Source organism: Buttiauxella sp. A111, from assembly GCF_014189855.1.
Lineage (GTDB): Bacteria > Pseudomonadota > Gammaproteobacteria > Enterobacterales > Enterobacteriaceae > Buttiauxella > Buttiauxella selenatireducens.
Genome location: NZ_BJFN01000001.1, coordinates 374,845 through 390,797 on the forward strand (window position 1 = coordinate 374,845; position 15,953 = coordinate 390,797).

The following is a 15,953-nucleotide window of genomic DNA, read 5'->3' on the forward strand; positions in this document are numbered from 1 at the left end:
CGTTTTATTAGGATGGATGTTTCTGGTACCTAATTATCCTACAAAGCAAAAACGCGGCCCCATTTCAGGGCCGCATTTTTATTATTGCCGTGTTACCGCGACATTACCTGCCTGCGGTACAGCCTGCTTTCCCTGCTGCTGTTCAAGAACGATTTGTGCCAGCGGCGTATCCGCTTCATAACGCTCTTTCGCATCCAGGGTTTTCTCGTACTTGTTGTATTTCCACCAGGCGTAGCCAAGGAAAATAACCAGACCGCCGACGTTATAAAACACGATGGTCATAATGCTGGCCCCGGTCGGGAAGGTTGACGCAATAAACCCGATGGTGAAAATCACAATCAGCACGCTCACAATCGCGATGCCCTGCATCCGTGAACCCATGCGGAAGTCGCGGTTTACGGCGTCGTATTTCAAGCGCAGATTCAGGTAGGCAAGCATGATAAACAGCGGTGGCAACATTGACGCCGCGGCAGTCATGTTAATCAACGTGTTCATTAATTCCTGCACGCTACCCGAACCCACGGTTGGGATAAGCATCAATGGAATCACAATCAGGAATTGAATCCAGGCCGCGCGAGTCGGTACACCATGCTGGTTAAGGCTCACGGTCTTCTCACCAAAGATACCTTTCGGGATCTCGGTAAAGAAGATTTTGACCGGTGCCGCCGTCCACATCAGCAATGAACCAAACATGGCGGTGAAAGAAACAATGCCAACAAAGCGATTCATCAGCACGGTCGACAGGCCAAAGTGTTGCGCCAGCCCACCAAAGACCTGAACCGTACCGCCGGTGTAGTGCAAATCAGACTGGTGAACAAAGACGTTAATCAGCAGCGATGACACGGTATACAGAACGCCGATAAACAGACCCGAAAGTATGATGACTTTAACAAACGCTTTGCTGCCGCCTTTGACGTCGTTGACGTACACCGCCACGGACTCAGCGCCACCCGCAGCCTGGAAAATCCAGGCAATAATACCGAGAAATGCCCAGCTGAACTGCGGAGTAATCGCCTGCACGTTAATCGGGTCGGCGGGTTCAACTCCCCCCACCACCGCAGCGCCTGCCAGAATGATGTAGGAGAAAGTGAGTAATAACATCAGCGTGGAGGTCACTGACGTCATTGGCCCAAGCAATTTCGCCCCGTGGTTTGAAATCCAGGTGGAGAAAGCGAACAGGATGATACTGATAATTGCCGTGGTTAATGGCGTGAAAATATAGTCATAGCCGAGGAAAGCATACGAGGCGTAGGCAATAACCCTTGGCAATAACGAGGTGAAGAAAAACAGATTCACAAACCAATAGGTGTACGCGGTAATAAATGCCCAACGGCCCCCTAGTGCGCTTTTCACCCAGGCGTAAACCCCGGCTTCGGAATTACGGTTTAGCGAAACGAATTCTGCGATGATTAAACAGAACGGTATAAAGTAAATAAGCGTGGCCACCAGGAAAACCGGTGCCGATGCGATGCCAAGCTGGACGTTATTATTAATGACGTTATTGAAGCTAAACACCGCCGCAAATGTCATCGCCAGTAATCCAAACTTGCCAATTGTATTTCTACTAGTCGAAGCCATAGAAACTCCACATTGTGTAGGGTATTTTTATTGTATTTACCCGCCCAGACGTTCTGGACGGGTGGCGAAAGTTACTTATTCAGGAAATAGGTTTCCTCAACGGTGACTTTCAAAATGACTTTCCGTACGCCCTCTCCGGTGGAAAATCGGTACGCTTCGTGATTTTCAAAAATGGCGACATTACCTGCCACCAGCGTCTGCGTTGCCCCCTGCCCGCGCAAAAACTCCCGGTCGCTTTCATCGCGATAAGCAATTTCTGGGGTTAAGGTGTTTTTGGCAGCAATTTCAACCTGTTCTTCACCGGTCAGGTAATAATGCACATCAAAATAACGGCGATGCCCTTCGAATAATTCCGTGTTTTCGCTAGACCCTTCCGCCAGGCGATAAACCAACGAATCGCCAATGGAATAACAAACATCAGGTTCGATATTCTTCAGGTTATTAATCGCTTCCATGCAGCGTTGCCATTTCTTTCCCGCATGATAAATGCGCTTAAAATCTTCTAAGGTGTTTAAAATAATCATTACCTGTACCTCAACAAGAATGTGCGCATTCTGAATGCGGCTGGAAATCATAGGCAGCAAGAGATGCAGCGCTTTGCCCCGGACGTAACGGCACCATCGTGAAACCGTAGCTAAACGGTTTGAGATAAACCCGGAACGAATCCAACACTTCTGAACCCCAGGAGTTGGAACCTAAGCCCAGGATTTGATCATCAAGATTGAGCGTCAGGTAGTCACTTTTCTCAAGCTCGTTGATGTGTTGCGCCTGTTGCAGCATTTCAGCGCTATACGGCCACAGACTGAAGTTAATGGGTTTGCGCGGCTGAATGAAAAGACCGTTACCCTTTTCATCCTCAACGGTGAGCCACCGCACCTGCTGCCGATTACCGTTATCTTGTGGGAACGGGTAATTCTCAAAGAGGCTGTCAACAGACTGGCGATAACGCCCAATCAGGTTGCTCTCGCAGCTATCGGCGTAGTTCTCACCCGGCCCACGGCCATAATATTCAACCTGACTGAAACGCTTGCTGATGCCGAAATCGAGGCCGATTTTTGGAATAATTGCCTGATAATTTCCGTAAGGAATTCCCGACAGTTCAAGCGACACATGGCCCGCAGGGGTAATTCGCCACTGATAAGTACAACGCATGCCAAAATCGAAAACAGGAGGCGCAATCACGGTATCCACTTCAATGATGACATCGTCACCTTGTGCGGAATGTCGCATTGCACGGAAATGATGTTGCATCAGATGCACATGATACGGCTGCCACAGTCCTTCAAACTCCTGCTTATGGTTATCAATCGTCGGCTTGAAGAACGTGAGATGGGGTGCACGACCGACGATCTCTTCTCCCTGTACCCGCCAGGAGAGAAGCTCGCCACTCAGTCGGCAGAAAGTCAGGGAAAAATCGGTGCCACTGACGACTTGCTGATGCCCGCGCGTTTCGCTTAGTAGCGCACTGAATTGTTTCACGGGCAGCGCTTCGCGTGCAGCCGCCGTCTGACGCAGAATTTGATACTGCCCAAGCGGGTGCATCGCTTCGCTGTAAGCCGTGGCGTGACGTTTGTAGACTTCAACATTAATAAACACTTCACCCACGGGCAGCGATGGTGCATTCAGGTGGAGTTCTTCTTTTTCACCCGGTTGTAAACACGGTGCAGCCAGCGTGTGCTGCGCGATGATTTCGCCTTCAACCTGATAAGTGACGTGTAGTTCGATATCGTTCAGCGCACTAAACCAGTAACGGTTCTCCACCAGCAAGACATCGTTCTTCTCTGTGGGATAAACAGCAACCGGACACAGAACTTGCTTATACTCGCGAAGCCCAGGACCTGGACGCTGGTCAGGGTAAATCAGCCCATCCATACAGAAGTTATAGTTGTTTGGATAATCGCCATAATCGCCACCGTACTGGTAACGCTCACGGCCCTGCTCGTCATGCACTAACAAGCCATGGTCGCACCACTCCCAGACATAATGTCCTTGCAGGCTTTTATGTTGATTGATTACCGCTTGATACTGCGCCAGCCCGCCAGGCCCGTTGCCCATCGCATGAGCGTACTCGCACAGGATGCGGGGTTTCGGGTGCGGATATTCACCAAAAGCATTCATCATTGAGACGCGTGAATACATGGTGCTGATAACGTCCACCACTTCCGCATCGCGATCTTCTTCGTAATGCACAAGACGTGTTGGGTCGAGCTGCTTACAACGCGCCGTCATTGCGCGGATGTTGCACCCGTAACCGGATTCATTGCCCAGCGACCAAATAATTATCGAAGGATGGTTTTTCTGGGCCAGCACATGGCGTTCAATCCGCTCGACATAAGCCTGTTCCCAGGCAGAATCATCCGTAATACGGCTGATATCACCGACGTTGGCAAAACCGTGGCTTTCCAGGTCGGTTTCGGCCATCACAAACAAACCGTACTGGTCGCAAAGTGCGTAAAAACGCGGATCGTTAGGATAATGGGCAGTACGTACTGAGTTAATGTTGTGCTGCTTCATCAGAATGATGTCGCGTTCGGCACGCGCCATATCGATGGCACGACCTTTTTGATGGTCATGATCGTGGCGGTTTACGCCATGCAGTTTCAGGTAGCGACCATTCACGTAAAACAAGCCGTCGCGCACTTTAATATCGCGGAATCCCACCTGCTGCGGCACCACTTCGACGATTTCGCCACGGTTATCGCGCAGCGTCAGCAGCAACAGATAGAGATTGGGATGTTCTGCGTTCCACTGTTTAGGGGTTTTAACCGGTATGGCGAACTGGCAGCGCGAGTCGCTGTGAACAGACAGCGCATCGTGTTGCTGTTGCGCGACGCATTTCTCGCCGTCAAAAAGTTGCGCCAGTAGTTGATAACCTTCGGCAGGTGTCGCCGCAATGTTGCGTAAGTCGCAGGAAAGCTGAAGCTCGGCATCACCGTAGTTTTCATCAAATTCAGTGACGACCGTGAAATCATGAAGATGCACATCAGGCTGACCCGTCAGGTAAACATCGCGGAAGATCCCCGCCATCCACCACATATCCTGGTCTTCGATATAGGTTGAGTCAGCCCATTGCATCACACGCACTGAGAGTAAGTTCTCACCGGCTTGCACGTATGGGCTGATGTCAAACTCAGCGCTCAGGCGGCTGCCTTTGCTAAACCCAACGTAGTGGCCATTAACGTACACTTCGAAGTAGGTTTCTACACCGTCAAACTTGATAATAATCTGACGTTGTAGCCATTCAGCGGTGAGTGAAAACTGGCGCTGATAGGCACCGGTTGGGTTGTTGGTGGGAACATAAGGGACATCAATCGGGAAAGGAAATCCTTCATCGGTGTACTGCAAATTGCCGTGGCCTTCCATTTGCCACATGCCTGGAACGGTGATCTCACCCCACTCAGGCATCGCTTCGCGGTAAAACTCAGCAGGAACCTTTTCAGGATGGTCAAAATAGCTAAACGCCCATTTGCCGCTGAGCAGCATAAAGCCCAGGCTTTCATCCCGATTAAGGGTTCTTGCCTGCGCTTCGCTAGCGTAGCCATGAAACCAGGCGCGTGGTGGCAGCCGATTCTCAGATTGTTTGTCTATGTTTTCCCAGTTATTCACGCCAACATCCTCATTACGTGTGTAGGGGATAACAATAGTAAACATTTACTAAAATTAAAACTCAGGTTTTACTAAATGCTAAAGGGATCACAATAAATCAACGTTGCGACATGCGGGATGACAGAGGATTTTTAGGCGTTGCAGGGCGGATATCCGCCCTTAAAACTGCGTGAGTGACTGATTATTCAGCGGTCGTTGTGTCGCGCAGTTGCAGTGAGCTGGGGACATAAACCGAGAGTGGAATGGTGCGATCATCACGCAGTCGTTCCATTAAGAGATTGACCGCCTGGGCACCCATGGTTTCAGAATGGATACGCACAGTAGATAACGCGGGGAAGACAAAGCGTGCGGTAGGAATATCATTCACGCTAATCAGTGCCATCTGATCAGGCACTTTGATGCCGTGTTCATGCAATGCACGCAGCACGCCAATGGCAATGGAGTCGGTCGCAACGAACAAAGCTGGCGGGTAATCCCCTGATGTGCTGAGCATTTTCAGCGCACATTGATAACCAGACTGGCTGCTAAAGTCACCGTAATAAACATCCTGCGCGTCGACAACATTCTTACTGCGCCCGTACTCAACGAACGCCTCTTCACGTTGATCAGCATATGCTGGGTCATCTCGCCCACCAATAAAACCAATCCGCATATAGCCGCGAGAGATGAAGTAATCGATAACTTTACGGCTGATTTTGTACAAATCCACGTTGACGCAGTCAAAACGAGGATCGTCCGTCACACCATCGAGGAACACCAGCGGCAGCTCTTGTTGCTCAAGCCATGCCTGCGCCGATGGCTGGGGTTTACCGATAATCAGTAAACCGTCGGCGGCGGCAACAACCGGACGTTCACTTTTAAAGTCGTAACAGGAAATTAGCGTAACACCAAGCTTTTCACATTGTGTTTCAATGCCATAGCGCATCGCCAGATAATAGGGATCGTTGATTTCCAGTTCTTGCCCGTGGGTATACAGTGCGGCAAACGTCAGCCGTTGACCGACCTGCCGTTTAGCGCTGGGGACTTTATATTCCAGTCTTTCTGCCGCTTCGAGGATTTTTTGACGTGTCTGCGTTTTGACGCTTAACGTCGGATCGTCATTAAGCACCCGTGAAACTGTCGCCACAGAGACCTGGGCGGCCTGGGCAATTTCCTTCAATGTAGCCATAACATCCCAATAATCATCTGATGAACACCATTAATCCTAAACCTGCGTCCCTGCGGCGCAGTGCCTGACGGGTAACAGCTTAATGTCATATCTGACACGTGTATACCCCTCTCTGACACCCCTTCAGCGATGTGATCTGCTTATCGATTTCGTCACTTAAGTTTATTTTAAGTGTATTTTTTAGTAAACACTTAACTAAACTACTTTCCGTTAAACTGGCGTGACGGAATGAGTGTCGCCAGAAAAATCATAAAAATAACAAGGATTGTATTGAGTGAACAAAACGTTATCTATGGCATCTTTAGTATTTCTGCTTGCCCCTACAGGGACATTACTGGCGGCGGAAGCTGTTGTTCCTGCCGAGCATCAGACTCCCGAGCCCCCTGCTCTTACGGCGAAATCCTCCGAAACAGCATTTCGCTTCTACGGCGAGATGGGCCTTGGCGGGAGCGTGTACCTGAACGGTGATGATAAACATAAATATAGCGATGGCACTTATATTGAAGGCGGCCTGGAAATCAAACATGGCAACTGGTTTGGGTTGCTGTACGGCGAAGGCTGGACGGTGCAAGCCGATAGCCAGGGCAACGCCTGGGTGCCGGATCACGGTTGGGGTGGCTTCGAAGGTGGGATAAACCGTTTTTACGGCGGGTATCGTACCGATAAAGGGACAGAGTTTATTCTCAGTGCACGGAATGACTCCTCTCTGGATGATTTGCAGTGGTGGGGAGATTTCACACCCGAATACGGTTATGTCATTCCCAACACGCGCGATCTGACTTACGCCGCCAAAGTGCAAAACCTGACGGGGGATTTCCGTTACAGCATTACCGCAGCACCTGAAAGCCGCGTTGACGAAAGCACCGCGCTGTTGCACTTCGGTAAATACGATCGCTACTCAGATAAATACACGTATCGGGCAATGATCAATGGCTATCTCCAATACGACATTCAGGAAGGATTGACGCTGCTGAACGGTCTGGAAGTGACTGACGGCACAGGGCAACTTTATCTGCTGGGATTACAGGGCAAAAATTTGGCCGGGCGTGTCTGGCATCACACTGGCAAAGGCGATGGGAACAACCCAGGTAGCGAAACAGGGATGATGGTTAGCGGCATGGTAGAACCCACCAAAGGGCTCTATTTATCCACCGCCTGGAGTTACGCAAAACATCTACTGGATATCGCCGAGGACCAGACCACCTCTTTCGCACAATTCGGGGTCTGGTATGAGTATTGCGATGGCAAATTCGCCACCGCGCTCGACAGCCGCTTTTATCTGCATAACGACACAACGGATGCCAGCAACTCGGTATTCCTGATGCAATATTTTTACTGGTAAGGAAACGTCATGAAACGATTACATCGTCTTGCTCCACTCGCCGTACTGTTGATTGTTGCAGGCTGTAGCACTAAACAAGCTGACACCACAGGTTTAAAGGCTAATCAATTCCACAATGTTATTGACCGCTCGGGCGCGCCACAGGCGATGCTCGATTATGATTTTGATGAACATCAGCGTTTTAACCCGCTATTTGACGATGGTGCGTGGCATGGGCATTTGCTGCCAGCAAACAGTGAAGGTATGGGCGGTTTCCCTGGCCCCGCGCTGCTGACCGAAGAGTACATCAACTTTATGGCGAATAATTTTGATCGCCTGAGCGTGTATAAAGACGGTAAGAAAGTGGCGTTCACCCTGCAGGCTTACAGCATTCCTGGAGCACTGATTCAAACGCTGACGGCACCCGGGGTCACCGTAAAAATGACGTTGCGTTTTGTGACTTCCCGCACCTCGCTGCTGGCCACGGAAATTACCACCGATACCCCGCTTGAGCTGGTGTGGGACGGCGAACTGCTGGAAAAATACCATCTTCAGGAACAAAAACCGCAGTCAAACGAGACGATTGATCAGGCATTCCCTGATTACACCCGTACCCTTCACGCCACAAAAGATGGCCTGAACGTGAACTTTGGTAAAGTGCGCTCCGATTCGAACCTGATGACATCCGGTGAGTCGCAGTACCAAATCCACAAAACGCTGCCGATGAGCACCCAAATCAACGGTCATCGTTTTGTTGCGAAGGCAAACATTGCGAGTTCTACCACGATCTACACCACTTATTCACATCTGCTGAACGCAGCGGAAGTGCAAAAAGAACAAGCCAAAATCACAGATATTCTCAAACATCCACAGCCGTACCTCACGGCGTCTGAACAACGCTGGGAGGGCTATCTGAACAAAGGATTAAACAATCCTGATGCCACAGCGGCCCAGACTCGCGTCGCGGTGAAATCGATTGAAACGCTTAACGGCAACTGGCGCGGTGTCGCAGGGGCAATGAAGTTTGATTCCGTCACGCCGTCTGTTACCGGGCGCTGGTTCTCTGGCAACCAGACCTGGCCGTGGGACACCTGGAAACAGGCTTACGCGATGGCGCATTTTAACCCTGACGTAGCAAAAGATAACATCCGTGCCGTGTTCGCGTGGCAAATCCCGGTCGATGATCCGGTTCGTCCGTGGGATGCGGGGTTTGTGCCAGACCTGCTCGCCTATAACACTAACCCGGAGCGTGGGGGTGATGGCAGCAACTGGAATGAGCGCAACACCAAACCGAGTCTCGCCGCCTGGTCGGTCATGGAAGTGTATAAAACCACGGGCGAGAAAGCCTGGCTCGAAGAGATGTATCCGCATCTGGTGGCTTATCACGACTGGTGGTTACGCAACCGCGACCACAATAGCAATGGTGTGCCAGAGTACGGCGCAACGCGTGATAAAGCGCATAACACCGCCAAAGGTGAAATGATCTTTACCGTTAAGCGCGGTAACAAAGAACAAAAGATGGTCGGTCTGGAGAACTACAACCGCATTTTACGCAGCGGAAAATATGACAGTATCGATATTCCGGCGCAGGTTGCGGCAGCCTGGGAATCAGGGCGTGACGGTGCGGCCGTATTTGGTTTTATCGAACCAGACCAGTTGCAACGTTATCTCGAGAAAGGCGGTAAACGCGAAGACTGGCAGGTGCTGTTTGCTGAAAACCGTGCCGCAGATGGCACCTTGCTTGGCTATTCATTGCTACAGGAGTCGGTAGATCAGGCAAGCTATATGTATAGCGACAGCACTTATCTGGCACAAATGGCAGATATTCTGGGTAAACAGGATGATGCGCAGAAATTCCGTAGCCATGCCAAAAAACTGGCCGATTACATCAACACCTGTATGTTCGACGACGCGACCGGCTTCTACTACGACATCCGCATTGAGAACAAACCTCTGGCGAATGGCTGCGCGGGCAAACCTATTGTTGCACGTGGCAAAGGGCCAGAGGGCTGGTCACCGTTATTTAATGGTGCCGCGACCCAGCAACATGCCGATGCAGTCGTGAAGGTGATGAAAGACCCGAAAGAGTTCAACACCTATGTGCCATTGGGCACCGCAGCTCTCACCAACCCGGCATTCGGGCCTGATATTTACTGGCGCGGACGTGTTTGGGTCGATCAGTTCTATTTCGGTCTAAAAGGGATGGAGCGTTACGGTTATCGTGACGATGCCGTCGAAATGGCGAATCGCTTCTTTGCCCATGCTAACGGGTTGATTACCGACGGTCCCATCCGCGAGAACTACAATCCGTTAACCGGTGAACAGCAAGGTGCGCCAAACTTCTCATGGAGTGCCGCGCATCTTTATATGCTGTACAACGATTTCTTTACCCAACAGCCGTAAACGTAAAACGGCCCCAGAAATGGGGCCGTTGAGTGAGTGCAGCCAACGTTGGAACGACTTCAAGTATGACGGGGAGTGTTAGCGTCTAACCATTCGATAAATAATCAACACGATAATTGCACCTGCAACGGCTACCAGGAAACTGGGTAGGTTAAAGCCCGTTACACTGCCTCCGATATGAAGAAATGTTGCGATCCAACCACCAACCACAGCACCGATAATCCCCAAAATACACGTCAGGATAAAACCGCCGCCGTCTTTACCAGGCATAAGAAGTTTTGCGATGACACCAGCTATCAAACCGAAAATGATCCAGGCCAGAATACCCATGTTGAACGTCCTCTTCTTTATTGTTTGTGGTAACAAGCCAAAACCCACGTAATCTTCCACCGGGTTCTGTCTGTCGGTACGCTAAGTATATACCTGCCATAGAAAAACGTGACCGACATCACTAAGTTATTGAATTTATCACCATAAAACCTTGAGATTTATCTTAAGTTTTTTATTTTTCTGCCGATAAATTTTCTTACAGCTTTCAAAACACAACATGGACCTGGCCTTGAGTAACTATAACGAGCATTTTCTGAAACAAAGTCCTCTGGCAGTATTAGGCGTGTTACGTGATCTCCATAAAAACCAAGTGCCAATTAGAATCAGTTGGCAATCAGGGCAATTTATTACCAAAATCCTTGAGGTTACCGCAGCAGGTTTGATTGTGGATTTTGGCAGCCAGTCGCAGGAAAACCAGGCCGCGCAAAAAGCAGCGAATATTCAATTCACCGCTGAAACAGAAGGCGCGAAGGTAGAATTTACTTTGCCGAAAATACAGCCGGTGAATTACCTGAATTTGCCGGCATTCCACGCCCCTATCCCACCGACTTTGTGGTTCGTGCAGCGCCGGGAATATTTCCGCATTACGGCACCCCTTCAACCCTATTATCTCTGCAATACCACGTTGCCGAATGGCTCTCCTTTCCAGTTCAGACTTTGTGATTTGTCACTGGGTGGGATGGGCGCATTGGTAGACGGGCCGCTCCCGGAAGGGCTGAAGGACGGTATGCGTTTTTCTCAGGTTGAACTCGATTTAGTGCAGTGGGGAAAATTTCATTTTGATATGCAGTTAATCACCTTATCTGAACGTAAAGTGATCGACAGTAAAAACCAGACTATCAGCACCCCACGGCTGAGTTTCCGTTTTCTTAACGTTAACCCCGCCGTGGAGCGCCAGTTGCAGCGTATTATTTTTTCGCTGGAACGTTCGGCCCGCGAAAAGGCAGGCCGGATTAAGTAATTACATTGCGTTTAACGCTTTAGACACTTTATACAAATATCGCGGTGCTTGCGGTGCCGGGTGATTCTTAGCGATGTATTCGTAAAACTCGTCTGGACTCAGGTCATTGATCTCATCAATGGCCTTTTTACGATCGGATGAGAACGTTCTGAGCAATGCGCCCGCACCGTTAGCGTACGAAGCCAGCAAGGCATACTGCATCGTTTCTGGATCTTCTATACCCGCAAGAATACCGTGTTCGAGAATGCTCAAATACGCGGTACCAATCGAGATATTACGCGCGGGATCTTTCAGTTCGCTGGTTGACGGCTGGCCGCCCCAACCCAGATGGCGGTATACATCTTTGCCCGCCGTTGACGCTTTAATCTGCATCAGGCCCACGGCATTAGACTTACTGACCAATGTCGGATTGCCACCGGACTCCACCGCAATAATTGCCGTCACCACGCGCGGGCTAACACCCCACTCTTTCCCCGCTTGCTCGGTTATCGGCATCCAGGTTAATGCGCGTTGTACCGGTTTTGTTGGGTCCCACTCAGGTTGTTTAGTTGTATGACTTGAACAGCCCGCTAATAACAAAATCAATACAATCAGCCATCTTTTATTCACGCATCTATCCTTATATTACTGAGCCGTTATTACCGCGATTCGTCGTTACCGGCGGGTGACAACCACCGTTTCAAGCGGCATGATAACCAATTCACTTTACGCAAGGAAATGCCATGTCCACGTTTCGATTGATTGCCCCTTCAGGATTCTGTGTTAATCAAGCTGCAGCCGCTCGCGGCATTGAGCGCTTGAAAGCCTCGGGTCACCGGGTTGAGAACCAATCGGTGGTGACCCGGCGCTTCCAACGTTTTGCCGGAACGGACGACCAACGCCTGGCGGATATTCAGGATTTATCTGCCCTGCCACCAGAATGTGACATTGTACTGGCGGTTCGTGGCGGTTATGGGGCAACTCGCCTGCTTGAGAATATCGACTATTCAAGCCTTGGACGTGCTTTTGCTGAACGGACACCGATAATTTGCGGCCACAGCGATTTCACTGCAATACAGCTAGCGCTCCTTTCCCAAACCGGGACGATAACGTTCAGCGGACCTATGCTCGCCGGTAATTTTGGCGCAGAGGAGTTAAACCGCTTCACCTGGCAGCATTTCTGGCAAGCGATAACCGAACCTAAATTTACCGTGAGCTGGCAGAGCGCCACGCCAGCCTGTACGGCAAGCGGTACGCTGTGGGGCGGAAATCTCGCGATGCTGGTATCCATGATAGGTTCGCCGTGGCTCACCGTAATTGATGGCGGCATTTTAGTGGTTGAAGACATTAATGAGCATCCATTCCGTGTTGAGCGCTTATTACTGCAACTTCATCACGCGGGAATTTTAGCGCGTCAAAAAGCGCTGATTCTCGGCAGTTTTAATGGGGCCACGTTAAGTGATTATGACGGTGGGTATGACTTCGACGAAATGTGCCAGATGTTACAGCAGCGTTTGTCGATCCCTGTACTGCGCGGTTTACCGTTCGGGCATGAACCCGAAACCGTCACTCTGCCGCTGGGCGCGTATGGAGAACTGCATCACGATGGGCAAACGGCCAGCCTGACCGTCAGCGGTCATCCCGTTATCAGCCAAAAAAAGCCACATGTGGGCATCAGATAGCACAATTAATCAATGCTTTCCGTGGTAACATTTCGAAACGAATGGCACAGGTAAAAGGAGAAAGATAATTTTGGACGCAGGGGCGATAGTCAGTCTGTTTATTTTAGGTTCCGTACTGGTAACTTGTAGCATCTTATTGAGTTCTTTTTCCTCTCGTCTTGGTATCCCCATCCTGGTTATTTTCCTCGCCATTGGCATGTTGGCGGGGATCGACGGTATTGGCGGCATCCCCTTTGATAATTATCCTTTCGCTTATCTAATCAGTAACCTGGCGCTGGCGGTGATCCTGCTGGATGGCGGCATGCGCACCCAGGCCAGTTCGTTTCGAGTCGCACTTGGCCCAGCACTATCACTTGCCACAGTAGGCGTGTTGGTGACGTCGGGCTTAACCGGCATGGCCGCTGCGTGGTTGTTTAATCTCAACTTAATTGAAGGTTTGTTGATTGGCGCAATCGTCGGTTCAACCGATGCGGCAGCCGTTTTCTCATTACTGGGTGGGAAAGGACTTAACGAACGTGTCGGAGCCACGCTTGAGATTGAATCGGGTAGCAACGATCCGATGGCGGTGTTTCTGACCATTACGCTTATTGAGATGATCCAGCATGGGCAAACCGGCCTGAGCTGGATGTTCCTCATGGATATCATTCAGCAGTTTGGCCTCGGAATTGTACTGGGCCTCGGCGGCGGTTATCTGCTGCTGCAAATGATCAACCGAATTACCTTGCCGCAAGGTCTGTATCCACTGCTGGCATTGAGCGGTGGGATTATGGTGTTTGGCATTACCACGGCACTCGACGGCAGCGGGATACTGGCGGTCTATCTTTGTGGTTTCCTGCTGGGCAACCGCCCGATTCGCAGCCGCTTTGGTATTTTGCAAAACTTTGATGGGCTGGCGTGGTTTGCGCAAATCGGCATGTTCCTGGTTCTGGGGCTGTTGGTCAATCCGTCGGATTTGCTGCCAATTGCCATTCCTGCCCTGCTCCTGTCTCTGTGGATGATTTTCTTTGCCCGTCCGCTCTCGGTATTCCTCGGGCTGCTGCCGTTCCGTGGCTTTAATTTACGGGAACGGGTGTTTATCAGTTGGGTGGGATTACGCGGCGCGGTGCCGATTATTCTCGCAGTATTCCCGATGATGGCGGGCCTTGAAAACGCACGCCTGTTCTTCAATGTGGCGTTCTTCGTGGTGTTGGTATCGCTGTTATTACAGGGCACATCACTGGGATGGGCCGCTAAAAAAGCCAAGGTGGTTGTACCGCTCGTGGGTTGGCCGGTTTCTCGCGTGGGTCTGGATATTCATCCGGAAAACCCGTGGGAACAATTTGTTTACCAACTTAGCGAAGATAAATGGTGCATTGGTGCCTCCCTGCGCGACTTGAATATGCCGAAAGATACGCGCATTGCAGCCTTGTTCCGTGACAATGTACTGATGAATCCGGGTGACCGCACGCGATTACAAGTCGGCGATGTGCTCTGCGTGATTGGCCGTGAGCGTGACCTACCCGCGCTGGGTAAAATGTTTAGCCAGTCACCGCCAGTGTCGCTCGATCAGCGCTTCTTTGGTGACTTCATTCTCGAAGCCAGCGCCCAGTTTGCAGATGTCGCGACCATTTATGGGCTTGATTTGGATGACAGTGTGAATACGCAGCAAACGCTGGGCGAGTTTGTGGTGGGTATGCTTGGCGCAGCACCCGTCGTCGGTGACCAGGTGGAGTTTGCAGGCATGATTTGGACTGTTGCCGAGAAAGAAGATAACCAGGTGCTTAAAATCGGTGTACGCGTAGAAAGCAACGAAACCGAGTAGTCACAATAAAGGGCGGGAGACCGCCCTTTAGCTCACCACTAAGACTGCGTCACAACCGGCACACGAGGTGCCAGCGCACACATCAGTTCGTACCCTATCGTCCCCGCTGCATGGGCGACATCATCAATTTTGACCTCGTTACCCCACAGTTCTACCGGGCTACCAATCCCGGCTTGCGGACACGGTGTGAGATCGACCGTCATCATATCCATCGAAATGGCTCCCACCGTGTGTGTTAACACACCGTTGACGCGCACGGGTGTTCCGTCAGGGGCATGGCGAGGATAACCGTCAGCATAACCGCAGGCGACGATCCCAATACGCTGCTCGACCTGAGCCCGATAGCGGCTACCGTAACCCACCGTGTCTCCTGGCTTTAAGTTCTGGACACCAATGATTTCGCTTTGCAGGCTCATCACCGGTTGCAAACCGCTGGTTGCGACATCGCACCATTGGCCGGTTGGCGATGCGCCGTACAACACAATCCCTGGGCGAACCCAGTCGAAATGCGCCTCAGGATGCCATAGCGTTGCTGCAGAGTTAGAAAGTGAACGAGGGCAATCTATGCCCTCAGCGGCCTGCTCTATGCGTTTCATGGGTTCTGTGATGCCGTCTGGTTGCTCGGCATCGGCAAAATGTGCCATCAACGTTAACTGTCCAACGTTGGCAATCGCCCGCAATTGTTGCCAGATAGAGTGCACCCGCTCAGGACTGAACCCGAGGCGGTTCATGCCACTGTTCATCTTCAGATAAACATCCAGCGGTGCCTTAAGTTTGGCATTCGCCAGCGCCTTCACCTGCCAATTACTGTGCAGACTGGTGGTGAGGCGATACTGGTCAAACAGCGGCAGTTCATCAGCATGGAAAAAGCCTTCGAGCATCAGAATTGGCCCTTTCCAGCCGCGTTCGCGGAGCAAAATAGCCTCTTCAAGATTGAGCATCGCGAAACCATCGGTTTCACCCAATGAAGACCAGATGCGTTCCAGCCCATGACCATAAGCATTTGCTTTGACGACCGACCAGACACGCGAATGAGGGGCGGCCTGGCGAACAACCTGTAAATTGTTACGCAGCGCGCTAAGTTTCAGCGTCGCAACAATAGGACGGGACATTGTCCACTCCTT

General features: G+C 50.9%; 12 protein-coding genes. 5 read left to right on the forward strand and 7 right to left on the reverse strand.

The window, feature by feature from the left end; all coding sequences use genetic code 11:
• Nucleotides 1–81 precede the first annotated feature (81 nt).
• The 4 genes from BSPA111_RS01695 to ebgR all read right to left on the reverse strand — a co-directional run bounded on the left by BSPA111_RS01695 (nt 82) and on the right by ebgR (nt 6,352).
• Nucleotides 82–1,578: an amino acid permease gene (locus tag BSPA111_RS01695; protein WP_183269493.1), complete on the reverse strand. Its 1,497-nt coding sequence runs from the start codon at nt 1,576–1,578 to the stop codon at nt 82–84.
• Nucleotides 1,579–1,649: 71 nt separating this feature from the next.
• On the reverse strand, nt 1,650–2,102 hold the full coding sequence (locus BSPA111_RS01700; RefSeq protein WP_183269494.1) for a beta-galactosidase subunit beta: 453 nt from the start codon (nt 2,100–2,102) through the stop codon (nt 1,650–1,652).
• 10 nt (nt 2,103–2,112) lie between these two features.
• A complete protein-coding gene (gene ebgA, locus BSPA111_RS01705; protein ID WP_183269495.1) occupies nt 2,113–5,184 on the reverse strand; it encodes a beta-galactosidase subunit alpha in 3,072 nt (1,023 codons plus the stop codon).
• A gap of 181 nt (nt 5,185–5,365) precedes the next feature.
• Entirely contained in the window at nt 5,366–6,352 is a 987-nt protein-coding gene (gene ebgR, locus BSPA111_RS01710) for a transcriptional regulator EbgR (RefSeq protein WP_183269496.1), read from the reverse strand.
• A gap of 292 nt (nt 6,353–6,644) precedes the next feature.
• Here ebgR and ygjJ point away from each other — a divergent pair, with 292 nt between their 5' ends.
• Both ygjJ and ygjK read left to right on the forward strand, forming a co-directional pair.
• Nucleotides 6,645–7,694, forward strand: coding sequence for a protein YgjJ (gene ygjJ, locus BSPA111_RS01715; RefSeq protein WP_183270258.1), 1,050 nt, complete (start codon nt 6,645–6,647; stop codon nt 7,692–7,694).
• Nucleotides 7,695–7,703: 9 nt separating this feature from the next.
• Nucleotides 7,704–10,076 carry an alpha-glucosidase gene (gene ygjK, locus BSPA111_RS01720; protein ID WP_183269497.1) on the forward strand — a complete coding sequence of 791 codons (2,373 nt, stop codon included), beginning with the start codon at nt 7,704–7,706 and terminating at the stop codon, nt 10,074–10,076.
• A 78-nt stretch (nt 10,077–10,154) separates the two neighbouring features.
• On the opposite strand, the gene BSPA111_RS01725 is transcribed toward ygjK, so the two are convergent.
• Nucleotides 10,155–10,406 (reverse strand): GlsB/YeaQ/YmgE family stress response membrane protein, encoded by a 252-nt coding sequence (locus tag BSPA111_RS01725; RefSeq protein WP_183269498.1) that lies wholly within the window; start codon nt 10,404–10,406, stop codon nt 10,155–10,157.
• 229 nt (nt 10,407–10,635) lie between these two features.
• Between BSPA111_RS01725 and BSPA111_RS01730 the strand changes: the two genes are divergently transcribed.
• Nucleotides 10,636–11,367, forward strand: coding sequence for a flagellar brake protein (locus BSPA111_RS01730; RefSeq protein ID WP_183269499.1), 732 nt, complete (start codon nt 10,636–10,638; stop codon nt 11,365–11,367).
• Here the strand turns inward: BSPA111_RS01730 and emtA are convergent, their stop codons facing one another.
• Nucleotides 11,368–11,976: a membrane-bound lytic murein transglycosylase EmtA gene (gene emtA / locus BSPA111_RS01735; protein ID WP_183269500.1), complete on the reverse strand. Its 609-nt coding sequence runs from the start codon at nt 11,974–11,976 to the stop codon at nt 11,368–11,370.
• A 113-nt stretch (nt 11,977–12,089) separates the two neighbouring features.
• On the opposite strand from emtA, the gene ldcA reads away from it, so the two are divergent.
• Both ldcA and BSPA111_RS01745 read left to right on the forward strand, forming a co-directional pair.
• Entirely contained in the window at nt 12,090–13,028 is a 939-nt protein-coding gene (gene ldcA, locus BSPA111_RS01740) for a muramoyltetrapeptide carboxypeptidase (RefSeq protein ID WP_183269501.1), read from the forward strand.
• Nucleotides 13,029–13,098: 70 nt separating this feature from the next.
• Complete coding sequence (locus BSPA111_RS01745) at nt 13,099–14,829, forward strand: potassium/proton antiporter (protein WP_183269502.1); 1,731 nt, start codon at nt 13,099–13,101, stop codon at nt 14,827–14,829.
• A 38-nt stretch (nt 14,830–14,867) separates the two neighbouring features.
• On the opposite strand, the gene dadX is transcribed toward BSPA111_RS01745, so the two are convergent.
• Nucleotides 14,868–15,941, reverse strand: coding sequence for a catabolic alanine racemase DadX (gene dadX / locus BSPA111_RS01750; RefSeq protein ID WP_183269503.1), 1,074 nt, complete (start codon nt 15,939–15,941; stop codon nt 14,868–14,870).
• Nucleotides 15,942–15,953 lie beyond the last annotated feature (12 nt).